Raw genomic sequence first — 19,293 nt, forward strand, 5'->3', positions numbered from 1 at the left:
ATTTATAGTTTAAAAGGCTGTCGTGCATAACGACAGCCTTTTAATTTTTTGTTGCAAATGAAGTGATGCTCTGTAGTAAAAAAGAAATGATTTTAGAATTCCATCTGTCCTCATGATGAATCGTATAAATATTACGCTGAAATTCAAATTCAGGGATTGGTATATAGCATAGCTCATTTCGTTGTATTTCTTGCTCGATAGCAAGTTTAGAAATAAAGGCAATTCCATTACCATATTTTAAAATTTGTTTCATCGTTTCTAATGAGTCTAATTCAATTTCAGATTGGAATGTAATGTTGTGCGCCAACGTCCATTGTGTAAGTAAATCTCTCGTTGTAGATGGATTACGATGCAATAGTATGCGTTCCTTTTCGATATTTTGTAACGATACATTGTCTTTCTTTGAAAAATGATGTTCTTTGGAAAAGGCAAGAACAAGTGTATCGGGCATTATATTCGTTTGTTTTAAAAGTGGTTCATCAAATGGAGCAGCGGAAATTATCCCAAGATCGATTTCGTGATTTTGTAGCATCATTCGAATTTCAGGGGCTGTTTTCACTAGTAGCGTTATTTTTATATTGGGAAATTCGCATTGAAATTGATGAACGACTTCTGGCAAAAGATAAGTCGCTGGTACATAACTAGCGCCGATTGTTATAGCACCTTTATGAAAATCTTTAAACTCTTGCGTGACACGTCTAGCTTCTTTCATAAGCGCATCTATTTTACAAGCATAATGGTGCAAAGCCTCACCAGCCTCTGTTAAGAAATACCTTCCAGAACGTAATTCAAATAAAGACACACCGAGTTCTTCTTCTAAGCTTTTTATATGAAATGTAATAGTTGGTTGTTTAACGCCAAGTTTTTCTGCAACGATTGTAAGCTTTTTGTATTTCTTAATAAGTACTACAATTTCTAATTTTAAGAGATTCATTATGAATTGCCGCCTTTTTTATTTTAACTATAGAAAAAATCTATAGAAATAAATAGTTTATTAGAAGTTTTTTAATTTAATCTTTACAGTACATTAACATTGAGTATAAATCTTCCATATAGAATGAAAGCAGGTTAAGAATGAGGGGAGAGAGGTGAAGCAATGGATATTACAATTAGTGGATTAGAAAAGACATTTGGAAAAATACAGGCGTTAAAGCCGTTGCAGATTGTAATGAAACAAGGGGAATTCACTACACTTTTAGGACCTTCGGGGTGTGGGAAAACGACTTTGCTTAGAATGATAGCAGGGCTTGAAGAACCGGATAAGGGAGAAATATATTTTGGAGACCAGTGCATGTATTCTGCTGCAAAAAAGATAAAGACATCTCCTCATGAACGGAATATCGGTATGGTATTTCAAGATTTTGCTTTATGGCCGCACATGACTGTTTTTGAAAATGTTGCATTTGGTTTAAGGGCTACAAAGCAAACGAATCAATTGCGAGAAAAAGTAGAAGATGCGATAAAGCGAGTTCGCCTGCAAGGTATGGAGAAAAGGTATCCACACGAACTTTCTGGTGGACAGCAACAACGTGTCGCATTCGCTAGAGCAATTGTAACAAAACCTCATTTTATTTTGTTTGATGAACCGCTAAGTGCACTCGATGCAATTTTGCGAGAAGAAATGAGAATAGAGCTTATGGATATCGTTCATTCCATTGGTTTAACTGCACTGTATGTCACTCACGATCAAACAGAAGCAATGTCAATGTCAGACCAAATTATTGTTATGAAACAAGGAGAAGTATTACAAAAAGGAACACCGGAAGATATTTATGTGAAACCGTCTCATGAATTTGTTGCCAAATTTGTTGGTAAGGCGAATTGGCTTGTAGAGGGGGAAAAAATGATTCGTCCAGAGCATGTGAGTTGGACAAAAAATGATGTGTGCGAAATGTATACAGGTGAAATTCAGCACGTTACATATGTAGGAGAACGTTATGAAGTGAAAGTAAATATGGGGACTTTAGGCATCTGGACAGCCTATCACAATAGTAAGCTAAGCATCGGTAAACCAGTATCGTTATATGTGCCAAAAAAATGTATTCATCATATAGGGGGAGAATCGTATGAAGAAATTCAGTTCGCTTAAGTCTTTATTTGTATGTACTTTATTATTTTCGGCTGTAGTAACAGGGTGTAGTTCAAAGACAGGCAATGCAGATGCGAAAAGTAAAAATACGACTGAAAAGAAAATTGTTGTATATAGTGCAGGGCCAAAAGGGTTAGCAGAAAAAATTCAAAAAGACTTTGAAAAGAAAACTGGTATAAAGGTGGAAATGTTTCAAGGGACAACTGGTAAAATTTTAGCGAGAATGGAAGCTGAAAAGAAAAATCCAGTCGTTGATGTAGTCGTACTTGCATCATTACCAGCGATGGAAGGATTAAAGAAAGAGGGTCAAACGTTAGCTTATAAAGAAGCGAAACAAGCTGATAAGCTGCGTTCTGAATGGTCAGATGATAAAGGACATTATTTCGGGTATAGTGCTTCAGCATTAGGGATTGTGTACAATACAAAAAATGTGAAGACAGCGCCTGAAGATTGGAGCGATATAACGAAAGGAGAATGGAAAGGGAAAGTGAATCTTCCAGATCCAGCACTTTCAGGTTCAGCTTTAGACTTTGTAACAGGATACGTGAAAAAGAATGGACAAGATGGATGGAATTTATTTGAGCAGCTTAAGAAAAATGAAGTTACAGTAGCAGGAGCAAACCAGGAAGCGTTAGACCCAGTTGTAACAGGTGCGAAAGATATGGTCATTGCGGGTGTTGATTATATGACGTATAGCGCAAAAGCAAAGGGTGAACCTGTTGATATCGTATATCCAAAGAGCGGAACAGTTATTAGTCCGCGTGCAGCGGGGATTATGAAGGATAGTAAAAATGTTGAAGGTGCAAAAGAGTTTATTGATTATTTATTATCCGATGATGTACAAAAACAAGTTTCTAAAGCGTATTTATTGCCTGGTAGAACAGATATAAAAGCTGAAAATAGACCAAATGTAGAAGAGATTCCAGTATTAAATATTGATTGGAAAACAGTTGAGAAAGAGCAAGATGAAATAGGAAAACAATTTAAGAAAGTATTTCAATAAGATGGTGATTCCATGGTAAATCGATTCGTATCAGTAAGAAAAGTTGGAATGACGGTAGCGTTATTACTTGTGGCGATGTTAATCGTCATTCCACTTTTTCTTATTTTATTTTCTAGTGTATATGAAAATAGCAGTTGGAATTTTTTAAAGCCTTTTGAAGTGATGCAGAGTGGTGGATTAGCGGGAATTTTTCTAAATTCGATGCTTCTAGGTGTACTCGTTGTAATAGGAGCTACAATATTTGCATTTCCATTGGCGTTTATTATGAGCAAAACAGATGTAGGAAAGTATAGTAAGTTAGATATTGTTTTTATGATTCCATTTATGACACCGCCGTATATTGGATCGATGGGCTGGATTTTGTTCATGCAACCTAACGGCTATTTTGAACAATTTTTTCCTATGCTAAAGACAGTTTCATCATCGTTTTTTAGTTTAGGAGGTATGGTATTAATTATGAGTCTGCATTTATTCCCATTTCTTTATTTCATGCTGAAAAACACGTTACTTCAGATTGGGAGTAGTAAAGAAGAAGCTGCAGCAGTTCATGGCGGAAGTTTTTTCTATCGTTTAAGAAAAATAATATTGCCGTTATTAGTATCAAGTTATGTAATGGGTGCTTTACTCATTTTCGTAAAGACGATTGCTGAATTTGGAACACCGGCTACATTCGGACGTAGAATAGGATTCCACGTGTTAACATCAGAAATCCATAAATTTATTTCGAGTTGGCCAATTGATTTTAGTAGTGCAACAGCATTAGCTTCTTTATTACTTAGTGCTTGTATGCTTATTTGGTATATGAAAAATGTATTGAATCGAAAGTATTCATATGCAATGGTTAGTGGAAAAGGTGTGAAACCTAAAAGATATACTTTGTTTATATTTACGCGCGTTGTAGCATGGATGTATGTAATTGGTTTATTAATCGTATCAATTGGAATTCCATACTTTTCTATACTTATTGCTTCTTTGTCAAAATTAAGAGGCGGCGGTTTACATGTAAATAACTTTACAACAAGCCATTATGAGGCATTGTTTACAATGGGATCTCCAGGATTAGAGGCTTTATGGAATAGTTTTCTTTTTTCACTCGTAACAGCGATTATTGCGGTAATGATTGGAGTCTTTTTGGCACTTATGATTCGAAAGGGGAAAAAAACCTCTGAAAAATGGCTTGATATGTGCGGTATGTTACCGAATATGGTACCAGGAATTGTTATGGTTGTAGGTCTTATTCTATTTTGGAATTCACCATATATGCCTATGTCAATTTATAATACACCAATCATGGTTATCATAACGTATGTTGTTCTGTTTTTACCTTACACGGTGCAATATGTAAAATCATCACTCGGACAAATTGATGATTCTCTCATGCAGGCAGGAAGTGTTTTTTCTGGAAATTATATTTATATTTTTAGAAAAATAATATTGCCTCTTATTATCCCAGGTATTCTTGCTGGATGGGCGATGACATTTACAATTTCGATAAGAGAGTTAGTAGCATCGCTTCTCGTATTACCTCCATCAGTAGAAACGTCAGCAACGTTTATTTTTGCCCAATTTGAACAGGGTGAAGTATCTATAGGCATGGCGATGGCTGTTGTTTCTGTTGGACTTACAACAATATGCTTATTACTGCTACAACATATGGAGCAAAAACGAAAAGGGGTAGTATGATGAGAGTGGAAGTATGGGGAGGAGCAGGAGAATACGGTCGCTCCTGCTATTTTGTAAAAAATAAAGAGACGAAAATATTATTTGATTGTGGTATTAATCGATCTTATGAGGATAGTTATCCAAAAATAGAGAGAGAAGCTGTTCCATTTTTAGATGCGGTATTTTTATCACATATTCATGAAGATCATACGATGGGTTTACCTTTATTAGCGAAGTATGGCTATAAGAAAAAAATTTGGACGACTCGTTATACGAAGGAGCAACTGCCGTTATATTATGAAAAATGGAGAAACTATAATGTGATGCAAGGGTGGAATTTACCTTATAGCGACCAACATATAAAAGATTTAAATTATGTATGTATTGATGAGATTAGTAATCCAAATGAATGGATACAAATTACTCCTACATTGCGGTTTCAATGGGGATATAGTGGGCATGTATTAGGAGCTGTTTGGTTTTTAGTTGATATGTGTAATACATACGTATTTTATTCAGGCGACTATTCAGCAGAGTCTAATATACTACGAGCTAATTTACCTGAGAAATTGGGCCACAATATAAAAGTTGCAATTGTAGATGCCGCTTATCACACAGAGGATGTTTCGCAAAATGAAAGATTAGACAATCTATGTGCAGAAATTGAACGAGTTATGCAAAATAAAGGAATAGCATTATTACCGCTGCCACAACTTGGTAGGGCACAAGATATAGTATTGTATTTATATGAACGATATAAAGAATTTCCGCTTATAGTAGATAAAAAAATTTTGGCTGGATTTGAAGAGATGTTCGTATATAAAGATTGGATAAAAAATAATGAAGAATTTAAATGGATTATGGAGAGTTTAAAAAGAAACATAATAGTGATGGATAATGACATTAGTATGCAAAATAGTTACGGAATAGTTGTAATGAGTGATGCGAATATGCAAACGAAACGAGCGCAGTTATATTATGAACAACTTCGGAATGAAAAGCGAAATGCCGTTATTTTTACTGGGCATATTGCGAAAGGGAGTTTTGCAGAAAAAGTTATGAAAGAGTATGTAGGTAAAGAATGTAGGGTGAAGCGAGTTCCATATAAAGTTCACCAAAGTATAAGAGACGTTAAAGAGATGTTAAATACATTATTACCAGAACATACGGTGCTAGTGCACGCTTTGAAAGAGGATACGGATCGATTACAACAAAAGCTAAGTTCAGCAGGATATGAAAATGTATATTCACTTGCAATGGAACGTATAGAAGTCATTTAAAATGCAAAGGGGATAGGTATATGAAAAAAGTATTTGTATTCGTAAGCATTTTCTTTTGTTGTTTCCTTTATAACGTTAAGGAAGGGTTTGCTGCTAGTCCAATGAAACCTAGTTTTGAAGTGAAGTTATTATTGAAGCCAGAACAAGTATTAGGTGATAACAAAGAGATGAAGCAAGAGGTGTTAGAACATTTCCAGGCTGGTACAAAATATGAAAGAATACAAGTGCAATTTTTAGATACTGCGAATAAAAGTTTAAGCGAGGAAGGTTGGTTTGCTAGAATTCGAAAGAAAGAATTTAGTAAAGATTTTGAACTAACATATAAAAAAAGATATCCTATTCCAAATGGTGTAATTCAAGATGCACTAGAAGTAGCTAAAAAAGAAGGATTCGATAGTAATACGGATAGTTATGAGGCGGAAATAGATTGGGGATTTGAGAAGAAAACATTAAGCATTTCAAATAAGAAAAGTTACAGTGCTAAAGGATATGGAATACTTGATTTACCAAATAAACAAGCTGCTCAAAACATGTTAATAGAAAAATTACCAGGGAAAATGAACAAGTGGTTGTATACAAATTGGGGAGAAGAGATGTTAAAGAATTCCCGTATTTACGGTCCTGTATTAATGAAACGATATACAGGAGAGTTTGAAAACATAAAAGCAAATATTGAAATTTGGCCATTAAGTAATACAGGAAAATTAGAAGATGACTTCGTAATAGAAGTGTCATTTAAAACAAATGAAGAAAGTATTGCGACAAAACAAAGGGAATTATTAATGGCGAGTTTAGAGAAAAAAGGCTGGTTGTTACCGAAAGATAGTTTGAAGACAGAGCTTATTTTTCAGTAAATGAGAAAAAAGGAATCCATATTTCGTGGATTCCTTTTTCAAATATATGAGTATTAAGCTAAGTCAGCTGACACGAACATATCACTATTTTGAAGGTTTTTAGAGCGTAAACTATAAGCAACTACCTTCTTTTTATATTGTTTTACAACATCAACATGCTCCTCGTGACTATAAATATAAAATGTGAAATCTTTTTTGCCACGTTTTGCATTGATAATTAAAGGCGTACCCTCATTGTGTGGTGGTGCATAATAGCGATCTAAAAATAAACCTTCGTTAAAATCATGAATAATTTTTGATTTCTGTTCGCCTTCTACGTTATTTCCGTGAATTGTAATAGTCACATTCTCTTCTTCAAGTTGTGGATGTGTTTCGTACTTGCTAATAATGGATTCAATAACAGTGTTAGGAAGGCTAGAAACGATAATTTTAAATGCTCCAAATACAACTAACATTACAATAAACCAAGTCGTCATAGTATATCATCCCCTTTATTCTATTTAATAATATAACTCATATGGTAATAGTACATATGGTGAAGTTTTGTATAATTTGTGAAAAATATGCCATTTTCACGAACGAAATGTTAGAAAAATCAATTTTGTTACAAAAAGTTGAAATCGAAGTATTTTAAAAGAAAAAGGTTTATAATAAAAATATAACTAATAACCACATTACTAATTATAAGGAAGTGTAACTATGAGTACTGTAGCAATCGTATATGGTATTATTCTTTCCACAATTATTGTTTTGTTTTTCGTTGGGGTTTCACGTTATATTCATAAATGGAAAGAAGGCGTTGCGAAATTAAATCACATTGAAGAAGAACTTAGTGATTTAATGTTACATCATGGTAAGTAAACATTTATTTTTTAACTAAACAATGTGAAGAATATCACAAAACGTGCTTTCCTAATGAAGGCATGTTTTTTTGTTGTTTAAGAAAAGAAGTATTTTTGTATAAATAATCTAATTATTACTTAAAAAGGGAAATTTATTTAGTATAATATATAATATGTTTATTTTAGGGGGAGTATCATGAGGGGATTAAAAGTTGTTGGAATTATAGCTGGAATTACTATAGTAGGCTGTATAGCTTTCTTTTCAGTGAAGGAATATGTCAATTCCAAAGAAGACTCTAATTATGTGCTAAATTACATAAAAGAACATAAGGATGATAAAACAACTTCTTTAATTGTTAAAAGAAATGGTGAAACATTGACATCAATAAATGAAAAAGAAAAATTACCGCTAGCAAGTATGTCGAAAATCGTTATAGCAATTGAATATGCTAAGCAAGTAGCTGAAGGGAAAATAAGAAAAGACGAGAAAATTTCATTGAAAGAATTAGAAAAATACTATGTGAAAAATACTGATGGTGGTGCACACCCTGCATGGCTAGATGATGTAAAAGGTAAAAAGTTAGTGAAGGGTGGTCAAACTTCTTTAGAAGAAGTAGTGAAAGGAATGATCCATTATAGTTCGAATGCGAATGCATCATATTTATTGGACAAGCTTGGAGCAGCGCGGATAAATGAAAGTTTGAAAGAGTTAGGCTTAAATAGTCACGATGAATTTTATCCAACGTATACAGGGGCATTATATATGAGGGGCTATGTTGAAAAAGAACTGCATATTCCTCAAAATAAAGCATTGGACAAGCTACGTAATATGTCTAATGATGAATATGTTAAGCATGTATGGCAAATACATGAATGGATGAAAGACGAGAAAGAATGGACAAAACGCGAGATATCGTTAAAAGCCGATATGGATTTTCAGCGTATTTGGTCAGATCGGTTTATAGGTGCAAATGCGAAGGATTACATGAGTTTATTGGAAAAGATAAATAGCAGAAATTATTTTACACCACAAATGCAAGGTGAGGTTGAGAATATATTTAAAGGAACCGTAGGAGAGGGTATATTCGAATTTGCTGGACAGAAAGGTGGTTCTACGGCATTTGTATTAACAAATAGTTTCTATGGTACTGATAAAAAAGGGAATAAGATTGAGATTGTCTTTATGATGAACAATTTGAGTGAAAAAGCATTTGAAAAACTTCTAAGTAATATGGATTACTTTATTCGAGATATTGTCATAAGTGAGGAATTCAGAAATAAATTATAATGAAATAATTTTATTATGTAAACAAAGGGGCACTTATGAAAAGTGCTCTTTTGTAATACAGGATTTTCCAATCTTATTATTGAATATAGATGGAAAATAAGATTGGAGGTTAAAAAATGACAACAATATATTTCGTTCGCCATGCCCATTCTACATATACAAAAGAAGAACGGGAACGACCTTTATCTGAAAAAGGGCACTGTGATGCAGAAAATGTAACACATTTATTAAAAGATAAACATATTGATGTTGTTATTTCTAGTCCGTACAAAAGAGCAATCCAAACTGTACAAGGAATTGCGAATACATATAAATTATCAATACAAACAGAAGAAGATTTGCGTGAAAGATTATTGAGCACAGAGCCGGTATCAAATTTTAATGATGCTATGCAGAATGTGTGGGAAGATTGGGGTTTTGCATACGAAGGTGGAGAATCGAATGATATCGCACAAAGGCGCGCTGTAATATGTATACAAAATATATTAAAAAAATATGAAGGTAAGAATATTGTAATAGGTACGCATGGAAATATTATGGTATTACTAATGAATTATTTTAATTCGAAATATGATTTGGAGTTTTGGAAAACACTTCATATGCCTGATGTGTATAAATTAAATTTTGATAAAAATCGTTTCATTTCTGCTGAAAGAATAGAGAAAACAGGTCATCGGTTAAATATTTTGTAAAAGTTTATCAAAAAAAGAGGAAAGAGAGAAGTTATTGTAGAAGTATGACTTTGTAACATAAAAAATATATGTTAAAGGAGGCTGTTTACATGTTTGAGAAAGAGAAAGAAGGGCTTATTGAAGTTCAAAACGTATATGAAATTGCACCAGAAGATGGAACAATCATTGGTATGGCAACGGAAGAAGAAATGGAAATTGCTGCTGAACTAGAGTTACAGTACTATGCCCATTCTCGTTTGTTAGAAGCAAATATTCAGTTAGACGGTTCCTCCTACAAAGAGTTACTTCAGGAGTTCCAGGAGTACGAAAGAAAATCAATGAGCTTTTGGCGAGCGATACATAAACGTTTAGCTGTGCCATGGGCGTGGGTACTACGTATTGATGTTGCGAATGGCCCTATATATGTAAGTAATGGAAGTTCATATTACGAAGAAATCGATGATGAAGAAGATTATGAATAGATAAGTAAGGAAGCAGCTTTAGTTGCTTCCTTTTTTTATTTGTAAGAAATGAATCGCCTCAATAATAATATCTGGTCGATCATTTTCTATACCGTGACTAGCATGTTCGGCAAGAATATATTGGCTGTTAGTTGAGAGGTGTAATTGTTCGTGAATTAGTTCTTGCCACATTGCTTCAAGTTGTGTTGCTTCCTCTTTTGGTATGCCACCATTAGTCAATTGAGTAATAGAATATTGAGGATCTCTACCGATAACGATTAATGGTATTTCTAATGTTTTACATAGCTCTTTTAGTGAGAGAGCACAGTTTTTCCACGCCGATAGTTCAGAAGCTGTCGCTTTATATAATAAAGGCGAGGTAGAGAATTCAATTTGCTGTTTTGATTGATCGGTGAGAATAGGTTTTAGTTCATTATAAAGTGTGTCTACATCCATTTTGGAATATATATTATATTTTTGAAACCAAACATCATCAGAATCAGTTTGATCAGAAATTGGTAAATGAAGTTCATCTAAACGGTGTAAGTTCATCGAAGTAGAATCAACTAAAATAAGTGCTTGCAGCTTATCTTCATGTAACATCGCAAAATGTTGTGCACATAATCCTCCATAGGAATGACCGATTAGAATAAATGGTTCTTGAATAGCTAGTTTGTTTAGTAACATATGTAGCTCTTTTGTAACTTGCCTTATTGTACGCGGCTGATTGCCTAAATCACTTTTTCCGTAACCTGGGCGATGGTATGAAACAACTGTAAAGTGCTCTGAAAGCTTTTCTATAATAGGAAACCAATCATAAAATGAGCAAGTCATTCCGGTTTGAATGACTACAGTTTGTTTACCATCTCCTTTTATATGTACTTCTATATTTTGCCCCATTATTTCTACAAATTTATGAATGTTAATTCCTCCTAAGCTTGAAATAATTTTTGACAAGCAAAAACGATACACCAAACACCTATACCAAGTAGGACAGATGTACTAAGTGTAAATGAATTTTTTAAACCAATATAGACAATAAATAATAGTAGTGCTGATGCGGGGAATCCATATAATACCCCTAAAGCAAATTGACTCAATTCTTGTTTATTTCCGCCTTCGAATGAAATCCAAAATAAACTAAGTAAACTCACGAGAGGAAGGGCAGCAATAAAGCCACCTATCGTACTGTAATGTTTAGCGACTTCAGTGATAACGCCGATAATAAGTGCCGAAACGATTATTTTAACGAGGAAATGCATATTTTGCCTCCTTCGCTAATAAGGAAAATGCTTTTTCAATTAATTGTTGTTCTTCTGTTGATAACTGTGATTCTAATATTTTTATCTTTTCTTTATCTAGTAAAGTATGTTTTTCTAATACTTCAATTCCTTCAATTGTTAATGTAAGGTTTACCACTCTTTCATCTTTTTTATTTCTCTCTTTAACGATGAAACCCTTTTGAATAAGGCGTTTTATATGTTCAGATGCTGTGTTATGAGAAAGACTAAGCTCAGTAGCGACTTTTCCAATTGTTATATCTTTCTCACGAGAAACGATTTGTAAAATACGAATTGCTTGGTGGGAAAGGTTGTCCTCGTATTCGTATCGTAAGTGATAATAAATGCTCTCCCAATGTTGATTAATGTTGTACATAATAATAAATCTCCTTTTTATATCGTATAGTGAGATATATTCGTGATTTCAGAAATAAAACCCTTTTATTTGGATAAAAAATGTTGAAAAAGTTTATTTTTATTGAAATATAAGGTAATCTATGTGTAAAGGTATACATTTAGCAAGAGAGAGGATGATAGCTGTGAATACATTCAAATGGATTAGTCATGAACAGATGTATGTAGATGAAATACATGTTGAAAAATGTGGTCCTCTTTCAGTCGGCGTATATGGGGGAAATCAAGAGAGTGATGCATATGAACGAGGAGATGCGGTGCTGGCTTGGTGGGATCCTGAATTACAATTTGAATTTGTTATGATTTTTGATACACATCACAAAACAAAAAATATAGATTATATAATAGAAGCGATTTCGGAAAGAAAAGAAAAACTAAAAGAGTTATTCTCATATCCAATACATTTAGCTTTCCATCATACACATATGTACTTATTAGCGTTATTTACAGATGAGTTATTTATTAAAAAGTGTGATCAAGATGATGAGGAACTCGCTTGCTTAATTTGTTTACGAAAAGGCGAATTTTTATATTGGTTATCAGTTGGTGATTGTTTCGCGTATTTATTCCATTCTGAGAAAACGAAAAATGGAAAAGGACGATTAAATAAACGGAAGAATTACGAATATATTGGCAGGAAAAATATTTTTGCAGCAAATACACCTTGCTTTACGTCAGGTGTAAGAGGATTAGAAAAAGGAATGAATCACATTGTAATGGCAACGGACGGTATTTTAGAGTGTGACAAACGAAGGTTTGATGATGATCAATCTTTAGTAGAAATATTACACGACGGAAATAGCTTGCAGATTGAGCCCGTATTAACAAATGTACTGCAGTGGAAAGGTAGAGACTGTGCCACGATTATTGGATGGTCTATTGATACTGATAATAAACAATGTGCTAATTAATATAAAAGGAGTTCAAGGTTTTTATCCTTGAACTCCTTTTTGTTAAGCAATATGGATGTGATATGTTTTTAACCATTCATTTACTTGTAGCATATACTCCATGGCACTTCTTGCTTCAAAATTGTTAATCTCTTTATTACTTTGATCAGCAATTGAAAGTAAGATGGAATGGTTAATAAGTGAGAAAATAGGATTGTTTTTATTGCTACACATATCAAGTGTTAAATTACGGATTGTTTGTAAGTAGTGTGGATCTTGTGAAGTTGGATAAGCGCTTTTTCTTCTATTACGTACATCGTCAGGTAAAGCTGGTTGTAGTGCTCTACGTAAAATGCCTTTTTCAATATTATCAATACTTTTTATGTTGAAAGGAACATTCCATAAATATTCAACTAATCTATAATCGCAAAACGGTACACGAACTTCAAATCCAACAGCCATACTCATACGATCTTTACGGTCAAGTAAGAAAGGAAGGAATCGTGTTAAAAATAAATAAAACATTTGGCGTTGTTTCGCGGATTTTTTACTTTCCCCTTCAAGAGTAGGTACTTCAAGTATCGCTTCTTGGAATCGTGTATCAATATAGTTTTCTAGATTACATTGGTTACTTACTTCATTTAGTAGAAGAGGAGATGTATTTTTCCAATTTGTTAGCCAAGGAAACTTATCTACATATAGTAATTCTTCTTGATGAAACCAAGGGTATCCACCGAATACTTCATCAGCCGATTCACCGGATAAAGCTACGGTCGCATCTTTTTTCATTTCGCAAAATAGTAAATATAGTGAAGTTTCCATTTCACCAGCACTCGGTAAATCTTTCGCATGAAGGGGAACGAATAAGTGATTTGCTAATTCTTCAGCATTCACAATAATATCATGATGCGCTGTCCCTACATGTTCAGAAACGCGTTTTACCCAAGGAGCGTCTAAACCAGTGCGAGCAAATGTCAGCTCGAAATCTTTTGCACTATTTACAAAGTCAACGGAATACGTATGAAGTGTTTTATTTTCCGCAGCAAATTCTTTACCCGCAAGTGCAGTAATACCGCTAGAGTCTAATCCGCCTGATAACATACAAACGAGAGGAACATCGGCAATTAATTGTCTTTTTACTGTATCTTGTAAAATAGATAAAATATGCGAAGATGTATCTTCTATAGAGTCTGTATGGAACTTACTTTCTAAATTCCAATACTTCGTAACTACTTTTTTATGACGTGTAAATGTTATAGAATGTCCAGCACGTACTTCTTGAATATGTTTAAAGACGCCACATCCTGGAGTGCGAAATAAGCCTAATCCAAATATTTCATTTATTCCACCCGCATCAAGTTCAGCAGGGACAGATGGATGCGCTAATAATGCTTTAATTTCAGAGCCGAAAATAATACTGTCATTTCTTTCTGTAAAAAAGAGTGGTTTTACACCTAAATGATCTCGTGCTAAAAACAATTGTTGCTTCTGATCATCCCATAAGGCAAAAGCGAAAATTCCGTTTAAATATCGCACGCAGTCTTCTTTCCATTCTAAATAAGCATGTAGTAATACTTCTGTATCTGAATGGGTTTCAAATGCATGCCCACATTTTTGAAGCTGCTCTTTAAGTTCACGGAAATTATAAATTTCTCCATTATAGGTAAGAGCATACGTATAATCACCAGCACGGAATGTCTTCGGCTGTGTCCCGCCTTCTGGATCAATTACAATTAAACGCCGGTGTGCAAAGGCCGCATGAGGTGAAAACCAAAATCCTTCAGCATCTGGACCACGATGCTCAATACTATTTGCCATCTTTTTTAAAATAACATGTTGATTTGAAAGGTCTTCCTTCCAATCTACCCAACCTGTAATTCCACACATACACATCTCATCTCCTAAATTAAAATAGTAGATTAACGAAATAAAATGTACACTAAGTTAAAAAGTGACTATATAAATAGTGTACTACATGAATTAAATTACAGACTTGAGAAAATTTTCTTTGAACGCATAGTTATGTGAGACAATGGCTAAGGGAAAGTATTCCATTACATACAAAAAATAAAAAGATGAGAGAAAAAATTTTCTCAGACGTTATATAGGGTGTAAAAGCTTTTACAAAACAATAAGGGGAATCGCTACATGAAATCAAATGAGAAAAATTTTATAAAAAGATTACAGCGGCAAAAAGAAGACGCGTTAGAATTTGTTGTCGATACATACTTACCACTCATAAAGGGGATCACGCATAAAGTTCTACTTCCCATTCAAAATGATGGACTCATAGAGGAATGTATAAACGATATATTTCTTTCCATTTGGAATAACGCAAATAAATTTCATGGAGAGCCGAGTGATTTTAAAAAGTGGATTGCAGCGATTGCAAAGTTTAAAGCAATTGATTATTACCGGAAATCGACTAAAACGGTAGAAATCATTTCAGATGAGTTTCATATTAGTACAGAAAAATCAGCAGAAGACGAATTAATCGTTATGGAAGATAGGGAAGAATTATTGAAGCTCATTAATCAATTAGAACCGCTAGATCAAAAGGTGTTCATTATGAAATATTTATTTGGTATGAAGACAGAGGAAATAGGTGACAAGTTAGGATTAACTCGGGCAGCAATTGATAATCGAGTGTACCGGGGGAAAAAGAAACTACAACAAAATGCTACGAATATTAGTTTTGGAGGTAGTGCAATATGAAAGACATTTATGAACTATTAAATGATATTGATATAGACGAAAAAGAACTAGAAGAAATTGAGGCTTCTGAAATTGAAAAGGAAAAAGTAAAACGAAATGTAAAACAATCGATACGTACGAAGAAAAAGATGAAAAGTTGGAAAAAAGGTGTGGCTGCTGCATCTATTTTAGTAGGATTATCAGTTGCAACACTCGGTATCGGATTTCCTACATATGCGGGGGGATTGCCAATTGTAGGGGACATATTCCGATTTTTAGATAATGGTAGAACAGGGTTATATGAAAATTATAAAGAATTTTCGACTGAGTTGAATATGACGAGAGAGAGTAGTGGAGTTAAGGTTACAATTAATGATGTAATTTCTGATGGCAGAACATTATCTATAACGTATTCACTGGAAAGTGAGCAGGACTTAGGGGAGGATCCTATCATATTAGGGGGATTGGATATAATGGACGCTCATGGTAGTTCAGGCAGTGGTAAAATGACTAAAGTTAATGAAAAAAAGTATGTAGGTATGGTAACAACGACGCATCATGATAGCAATAAAAAGGACAAAGTAAACTTTAGATGGAATATAGAGAGAATAGAGATGCCAGATAGGAAAAAATCAATACAAGGTAATTGGAATTTCGCCTTAACTGTAAAATCAGTGGATAGTAAAGAGAGAACAATTGGTGGGATTTCAGAAAAAGAAGGTATAAAAGCAAATATGGAAAAGGTCGCAATATCGCCAGTTTCATTTATTCTTTATTACAATCAAGAGGTTTCTAAGGTCGCGAGGAAAGAATGGGATAGTGTAGATGTTGAATTGACGGTTAAGGATGATTTAGGGAATATTTATTCGGGTGAAGGAAATGGGGGAAGTGGCAACGATCCTTACAATATCCATTGGAGTGCCACCTTCCAAAAACTAAACGAAAATGCAACAAAGCTTATCGTTACACCTCGTGTGCACTTGCGAGTACATACACCTGAAAATCATGGTGGAGTAGAGTATGTGAATGGGAAAGAGAAGAAAATAGAAGTGCCGAAAAAAGAAGCGAAGAGTAAAGATATTGTGTTAGATGATATCGTCATTGATTTAAAGAAATAAAAGAGAGACTGCCTAAAACCATTTAGGCAGTCTCTTTTTCGTTAAGAACTAGTAACGAGTAGTGCATGCGGATGCTGCGTTTTATATTCATCTTTCCACGGAATGTTTAGTTGTTCCCATGATTCGCCGCTATCATTGGATTGAAAGACGCCATTGTTATTTAACGTGTAGAACGTATGTGGTTCGGCTTCGTTTGTAGCAAACATCGAAATGACTGTACCGATTGCAGACGGTAGTCCTTGTTGTACTTGCTGGAACGGAGTATCTTTCGTTTTTCGATAAATATAAGATTCATAAGGGATACGGTGATGAGCCAGATCAGCACTCGGTGCAGCTGAAACGAGAATCGTATTGCAATCAGCTGGATCAATTGCCATGCTGTATAAATAATGATGTTCAAGTCCTTCACTACATGAGATCCAGCTGTTTCCATTGTTATAACTTTCAAGATAAGCACGATCAGGTCCGCCCATAAATCCGTCACCACATGATGCATAAAGACGATTTGGTGCTTCAGGGTGCATAAGTAATTGATGAGCATCGATAGGAGCACCGAATTTTTTATCAATCCATGTATGCCCTTTATCATTACTTTGAATAACAGCACCAGCTTCGATTGAAACGTGTATTGTATTAGGGTTGTTTGGATCAACTGTAATCCAGCGTACGTGATGGGTAAAAGGTCTAGGCGGGAAAGCCCACGTATAAGAAGATAATAATGATTTCATATTTTTAAGTTCAGTCCACGTTTCACCACCATTTTCAGAGCGAAATAAAGCGCTCGGTTCTGTGCCGACATAAACGACCCCATATCCGTTCACTTGTTCATTTGAGCTTATTGTTATGGAAGTGATAGAGGAGTGTAAAATACCATCTTCTTTAGGGAAATCAAAGTAACGATAAGAATCTCCAATTGGTCTCCATGAATCCCCGCTATCGTCGCTTAACCATAGACCTCGTCCGAATGTTCCGCAATATACACGGTTTGGGCGGAACGGATCAACAGCGATACAGGTAGGTTGCATATTTTGTAAGTGGTAAGTCGTTTCATAGTTATCATATTGTTCTTTCACTACAACAAGTTCACGTTCCATACAGAGAAATAAACGTTTCATTTTAGTAACCTCCTTAAAAAGTCTTTCATTAGTAAACAATATGAAAATAAAAAAGAAGTAGTCTTGTTTTTATTTGAGAAAAAGGGATTGTCTAAAAAGTAGCGAAGTGTGTATACAGAGGAAGCGGGCGTTTACAATCAGTTGATTCGGGATAAAGATGGGGAGTTTGTTTCATACTAACATACAGATATTGTACTTAAAGGAGTATAAGTATGGGACATTCGCATGATCATGGTCATTCAAAAAATAAAAAGGCATTACTAATTGCCTTCCTACTAACAACAAGTTTTATGATTGCAGAAGTTGTTGGTGGATTTGTAACAAATAGCTTAGCACTACTATCTGACGCGGGGCATATGCTAAGTGATGCAGTATCTTTAGCTTTAAGTTTACTTGCGTTTAAGCTCGGAGAAAAAACAGCAACAACTGCGAAAACATACGGGTATAAGCGAGTCGAAATGTTAGCAGCATTATGTAACGGTGTCGTTCTTATTGTCATTTCGGTATACATTTTTATTGAAGCAATCCGTCGTTTTAAAGAACCAGTTGAGATTGCTAGTAATGGGATGCTCATTATTGCAGTCCTTGGTCTGCTTATTAATATTTTATCAGCTTGGATATTAATGAGAGGCGGAGATGTGAAAGGTAATTTGAATTTAAGAAGTGCTTTCCTGCACGTACTAGGCGATCTATTGGGTTCCGTCGGAGCGATCATTGCTGCGTTACTTATTAAATTTTTCGGATGGACTGCTGCAGATGCGATTGCTAGTATTCTTGTGTCTATTTTAGTCATTATTAGTGGATGGCGTGTAACACGTGATACGGTTCATATATTAATGGAAGGTGCACCACAGCACATAAATGTTGAAGAGGTAAAAAGTACGTTATTAAATATTCCGATTGTCAAAGAAGTTCATGATTTGCACATATGGTCTGTCACATCAGATTTTCAAGTATTAACATGTCATCTTATTATTAAAGTGAATGAAACGCAAAGTGTATTAAAAGAGGCTACGTATGTATTAAAGGAAAAGTTTCATGTAGAACATGTCACCATTCAAGTAGAAATAGATGGTGAATTTCATCACGATGAGACAACTTGCAAAGTATGAAAGAAAAAGGATAAGAAAAAGTGTCATAACATTTTTCGCACGGCATACATATATATAATGTGGCCACAAATACTTTGCAAGGTAAATATTTCATGAAATTACTTTACTTATAAAGAGTCATCTTTTATAATCAAAAGTGGTAATTGATAAAGATTATCATTTTCAATGATCGTAGAAAGGAGTTTTTTAAAAGATGAGTAGTCAACTCCGTTTTGCTGTTGAAAATCGTAAGAGGCATTTAATTGATGAGTTAATTGGAGCAGGTGTGTTTAAGATTCGCGACCGACAATTATACGAGCTGTCTTTAGAGGAATTGGAAAAAGAGTACGAAGATATGGAAGATTATGCAAATATTCAGGCGTAGCTATATAGATTAGTAAAAGGAGAGCTGGTTACGATTTTGTGTAACTGGTATTATCCCCTATAGGTAGACAGTAAAAAAAGAGTCCATCTGATATGATGGACTCAATACTGTTTTATCTGGAGGGGATTTTTTTATGGCAAGAAAAGGACAATCATT

The 19,293-nt window shown here is 34.4% G+C and carries 22 protein-coding genes; 15 read left to right on the forward strand and 7 right to left on the reverse strand.

What is annotated here, in order from left to right; all coding sequences use genetic code 11:
• Nucleotides 1-40: 40 nt before the first annotated feature.
• Nucleotides 41-934: a LysR family transcriptional regulator gene (locus MR136_RS17090; RefSeq protein WP_001050611.1), complete on the reverse strand. Its 894-nt coding sequence runs from the start codon at nucleotides 932-934 to the stop codon at nucleotides 41-43.
• Nucleotides 935-1,096: 162 nt separating this feature from the next.
• Here MR136_RS17090 and MR136_RS17095 point away from each other — a divergent pair, with 162 nt between their 5' ends.
• Genes MR136_RS17095 through MR136_RS17115 form a run of 5 tightly spaced genes read left to right on the forward strand, consistent with a single transcriptional unit; the run spans nucleotide 1,097 to nucleotide 6,888 of the window.
• Nucleotides 1,097-2,089: an ABC transporter ATP-binding protein gene (locus tag MR136_RS17095; protein WP_017672961.1), complete on the forward strand. Its 993-nt coding sequence runs from the start codon at nucleotides 1,097-1,099 to the stop codon at nucleotides 2,087-2,089.
• The gene (locus MR136_RS17100; RefSeq protein ID WP_025709170.1) at nucleotides 2,067-3,092 is read left to right on the forward strand and encodes an ABC transporter substrate-binding protein; all 1,026 of its coding nucleotides are present in this window, start codon (nucleotides 2,067-2,069) and stop codon (nucleotides 3,090-3,092) included. Before MR136_RS17095 ends, MR136_RS17100 begins: the two co-directional genes overlap by 23 nt.
• A gap of 12 nt (nucleotides 3,093-3,104) precedes the next feature.
• Nucleotides 3,105-4,775: an ABC transporter permease gene (locus tag MR136_RS17105; protein WP_242259535.1), complete on the forward strand. Its 1,671-nt coding sequence runs from the start codon at nucleotides 3,105-3,107 to the stop codon at nucleotides 4,773-4,775.
• Nucleotides 4,772-6,034, forward strand: coding sequence for an MBL fold metallo-hydrolase (locus MR136_RS17110; protein ID WP_224201313.1), 1,263 nt, complete (start codon nucleotides 4,772-4,774; stop codon nucleotides 6,032-6,034). Before MR136_RS17105 ends, MR136_RS17110 begins: the two co-directional genes overlap by 4 nt.
• Before the next feature lie 20 nt (nucleotides 6,035-6,054).
• On the forward strand, nucleotides 6,055-6,888 hold the full coding sequence (locus MR136_RS17115; protein ID WP_000755315.1) for a hypothetical protein: 834 nt from the start codon (nucleotides 6,055-6,057) through the stop codon (nucleotides 6,886-6,888).
• Nucleotides 6,889-6,941: 53 nt separating this feature from the next.
• On the opposite strand, the gene MR136_RS17120 is transcribed toward MR136_RS17115, so the two are convergent.
• Entirely contained in the window at nucleotides 6,942-7,364 is a 423-nt protein-coding gene (locus tag MR136_RS17120) for a YfmQ family protein (protein WP_000214603.1), read from the reverse strand.
• Between the two features lie 41 nt (nucleotides 7,365-7,405).
• Here MR136_RS17120 and MR136_RS17125 point away from each other — a divergent pair, with 41 nt between their 5' ends.
• From MR136_RS17125 to MR136_RS17145, 5 genes are all read left to right on the forward strand, one after another.
• A complete protein-coding gene (locus MR136_RS17125; RefSeq protein WP_001987133.1) occupies nucleotides 7,406-7,522 on the forward strand; it encodes a hypothetical protein in 117 nt (38 codons plus the stop codon).
• 65 nt (nucleotides 7,523-7,587) lie between these two features.
• Nucleotides 7,588-7,749, forward strand: a complete 162-nt coding sequence (locus MR136_RS17130; RefSeq protein WP_000108701.1) for a hypothetical protein — start codon at nucleotides 7,588-7,590, stop codon at nucleotides 7,747-7,749.
• A 177-nt stretch (nucleotides 7,750-7,926) separates the two neighbouring features.
• Nucleotides 7,927-9,018, forward strand: coding sequence for a serine hydrolase (locus MR136_RS17135; protein ID WP_016124358.1), 1,092 nt, complete (start codon nucleotides 7,927-7,929; stop codon nucleotides 9,016-9,018).
• Nucleotides 9,019-9,134: 116 nt separating this feature from the next.
• Nucleotides 9,135-9,710 (forward strand): histidine phosphatase family protein, encoded by a 576-nt coding sequence (locus MR136_RS17140; protein WP_017672958.1) that lies wholly within the window; start codon nucleotides 9,135-9,137, stop codon nucleotides 9,708-9,710.
• 89 nt (nucleotides 9,711-9,799) lie between these two features.
• Entirely contained in the window at nucleotides 9,800-10,171 is a 372-nt protein-coding gene (locus MR136_RS17145; protein WP_000461779.1) for a hypothetical protein, read from the forward strand.
• Between the two features lie 18 nt (nucleotides 10,172-10,189).
• Here the strand turns inward: MR136_RS17145 and MR136_RS17150 are convergent, their stop codons facing one another.
• From MR136_RS17150 to MR136_RS17160, 3 genes are read right to left on the reverse strand one after another with little or no spacing between them, the layout of a single operon-like run.
• Entirely contained in the window at nucleotides 10,190-11,122 is a 933-nt protein-coding gene (locus tag MR136_RS17150; protein WP_016124360.1) for an alpha/beta fold hydrolase, read from the reverse strand.
• Nucleotides 11,083-11,412, reverse strand: a complete 330-nt coding sequence (locus MR136_RS17155) for a DUF3147 family protein (RefSeq protein ID WP_000545608.1) — start codon at nucleotides 11,410-11,412, stop codon at nucleotides 11,083-11,085. Before MR136_RS17155 ends, MR136_RS17150 begins: the two co-directional genes overlap by 40 nt.
• Nucleotides 11,396-11,806 carry a MarR family winged helix-turn-helix transcriptional regulator gene (locus MR136_RS17160; RefSeq protein ID WP_000282376.1) on the reverse strand — a complete coding sequence of 137 codons (411 nt, stop codon included), beginning with the start codon at nucleotides 11,804-11,806 and terminating at the stop codon, nucleotides 11,396-11,398. Before MR136_RS17160 ends, MR136_RS17155 begins: the two co-directional genes overlap by 17 nt.
• Nucleotides 11,807-11,927: 121 nt before the next feature.
• Between MR136_RS17160 and MR136_RS17165 the strand changes: the two genes are divergently transcribed.
• On the forward strand, nucleotides 11,928-12,755 hold the full coding sequence (locus MR136_RS17165; RefSeq protein ID WP_002040904.1) for a PP2C family serine/threonine-protein phosphatase: 828 nt from the start codon (nucleotides 11,928-11,930) through the stop codon (nucleotides 12,753-12,755).
• A 42-nt stretch (nucleotides 12,756-12,797) separates the two neighbouring features.
• On the opposite strand, the gene asnB is transcribed toward MR136_RS17165, so the two are convergent.
• Nucleotides 12,798-14,621: an asparagine synthase (glutamine-hydrolyzing) gene (gene asnB, locus MR136_RS17170; RefSeq protein WP_061457011.1), complete on the reverse strand. Its 1,824-nt coding sequence runs from the start codon at nucleotides 14,619-14,621 to the stop codon at nucleotides 12,798-12,800.
• Between the two features lie 261 nt (nucleotides 14,622-14,882).
• On the opposite strand from asnB, the gene MR136_RS17175 reads away from it, so the two are divergent.
• Nucleotides 14,883-15,449: a sigma-70 family RNA polymerase sigma factor gene (locus MR136_RS17175; RefSeq protein WP_053564809.1), complete on the forward strand. Its 567-nt coding sequence runs from the start codon at nucleotides 14,883-14,885 to the stop codon at nucleotides 15,447-15,449.
• Nucleotides 15,446-16,546, forward strand: a complete 1,101-nt coding sequence (locus MR136_RS17180; RefSeq protein ID WP_061457012.1) for a DUF4179 domain-containing protein — start codon at nucleotides 15,446-15,448, stop codon at nucleotides 16,544-16,546. The genes MR136_RS17175 and MR136_RS17180 overlap by 4 nt, the downstream gene beginning before the upstream one ends.
• A 41-nt stretch (nucleotides 16,547-16,587) precedes the next feature.
• Here MR136_RS17180 and MR136_RS17185 read toward each other — a convergent pair whose 3' ends face one another.
• Nucleotides 16,588-17,661, reverse strand: coding sequence for a WD40/YVTN/BNR-like repeat-containing protein (locus tag MR136_RS17185; protein ID WP_000825323.1), 1,074 nt, complete (start codon nucleotides 17,659-17,661; stop codon nucleotides 16,588-16,590).
• 212 nt (nucleotides 17,662-17,873) lie between these two features.
• Between MR136_RS17185 and MR136_RS17190 the strand changes: the two genes are divergently transcribed.
• Both MR136_RS17190 and fbpA read left to right on the forward strand, forming a co-directional pair.
• Nucleotides 17,874-18,773, forward strand: a complete 900-nt coding sequence (locus MR136_RS17190; protein ID WP_017672955.1) for a cation diffusion facilitator family transporter — start codon at nucleotides 17,874-17,876, stop codon at nucleotides 18,771-18,773.
• Between the two features lie 193 nt (nucleotides 18,774-18,966).
• On the forward strand, nucleotides 18,967-19,137 hold the full coding sequence (fbpA, locus tag MR136_RS17195) for a Fur-regulated basic protein FbpA (RefSeq protein ID WP_000098302.1): 171 nt from the start codon (nucleotides 18,967-18,969) through the stop codon (nucleotides 19,135-19,137).
• The last annotated feature ends 156 nt before the right edge of the window (nucleotides 19,138-19,293 follow it).

Source organism: Bacillus cereus group sp. BfR-BA-01311 (genome assembly GCF_022664295.1).
GTDB classification, from domain to species: domain Bacteria; phylum Bacillota; class Bacilli; order Bacillales; family Bacillaceae_G; genus Bacillus_A; species Bacillus_A cereus.

Bases quoted from the DNA above. Each gene is read 5' to 3' on its own strand.
- MR136_RS17135 (WP_016124358.1), top strand. From the start codon at position 7,927: ATGAGGGGATTAAAAGTTGTTGGAATTATAGCTGGAATTACTATAGTA.
- MR136_RS17165 (WP_002040904.1), top strand. From the start codon at position 11,928: ATGTGTAAAGGTATACATTTAGCAAGAGAGAGGATGATAGCTGTGAAT.
- MR136_RS17120 (WP_000214603.1), bottom strand. From the start codon at position 7,364: ATGACGACTTGGTTTATTGTAATGTTAGTTGTATTTGGAGCATTTAAA.
- MR136_RS17185 (WP_000825323.1), bottom strand. From the start codon at position 17,661: ATGAAACGTTTATTTCTCTGTATGGAACGTGAACTTGTTGTAGTGAAA.
- MR136_RS17090 (WP_001050611.1), bottom strand. From the start codon at position 934: ATGAATCTCTTAAAATTAGAAATTGTAGTACTTATTAAGAAATACAAA.
- MR136_RS17145 (WP_000461779.1), top strand. From the start codon at position 9,800: ATGTTTGAGAAAGAGAAAGAAGGGCTTATTGAAGTTCAAAACGTATAT.
- MR136_RS17190 (WP_017672955.1), top strand. From the start codon at position 17,874: ATGGGACATTCGCATGATCATGGTCATTCAAAAAATAAAAAGGCATTA.
- fbpA (WP_000098302.1), top strand. From the start codon at position 18,967: ATGAGTAGTCAACTCCGTTTTGCTGTTGAAAATCGTAAGAGGCATTTA.
- MR136_RS17140 (WP_017672958.1), top strand. From the start codon at position 9,135: ATGACAACAATATATTTCGTTCGCCATGCCCATTCTACATATACAAAA.
- MR136_RS17160 (WP_000282376.1), bottom strand. From the start codon at position 11,806: ATGTACAACATTAATCAACATTGGGAGAGCATTTATTATCACTTACGA.
- MR136_RS17110 (WP_224201313.1), top strand. From the start codon at position 4,772: ATGATGAGAGTGGAAGTATGGGGAGGAGCAGGAGAATACGGTCGCTCC.
- MR136_RS17125 (WP_001987133.1), top strand. From the start codon at position 7,406: ATGGTAATAGTACATATGGTGAAGTTTTGTATAATTTGTGAAAAATAT.
- MR136_RS17095 (WP_017672961.1), top strand. From the start codon at position 1,097: ATGGATATTACAATTAGTGGATTAGAAAAGACATTTGGAAAAATACAG.
- MR136_RS17115 (WP_000755315.1), top strand. From the start codon at position 6,055: ATGAAAAAAGTATTTGTATTCGTAAGCATTTTCTTTTGTTGTTTCCTT.
- asnB (WP_061457011.1), bottom strand. From the start codon at position 14,621: ATGTGTGGAATTACAGGTTGGGTAGATTGGAAGGAAGACCTTTCAAAT.
- MR136_RS17130 (WP_000108701.1), top strand. From the start codon at position 7,588: ATGAGTACTGTAGCAATCGTATATGGTATTATTCTTTCCACAATTATT.
- MR136_RS17105 (WP_242259535.1), top strand. From the start codon at position 3,105: ATGGTAAATCGATTCGTATCAGTAAGAAAAGTTGGAATGACGGTAGCG.
- MR136_RS17180 (WP_061457012.1), top strand. From the start codon at position 15,446: ATGAAAGACATTTATGAACTATTAAATGATATTGATATAGACGAAAAA.
- MR136_RS17155 (WP_000545608.1), bottom strand. From the start codon at position 11,412: ATGCATTTCCTCGTTAAAATAATCGTTTCGGCACTTATTATCGGCGTT.
- MR136_RS17100 (WP_025709170.1), top strand. From the start codon at position 2,067: ATGAAGAAATTCAGTTCGCTTAAGTCTTTATTTGTATGTACTTTATTA.
- MR136_RS17175 (WP_053564809.1), top strand. From the start codon at position 14,883: ATGAAATCAAATGAGAAAAATTTTATAAAAAGATTACAGCGGCAAAAA.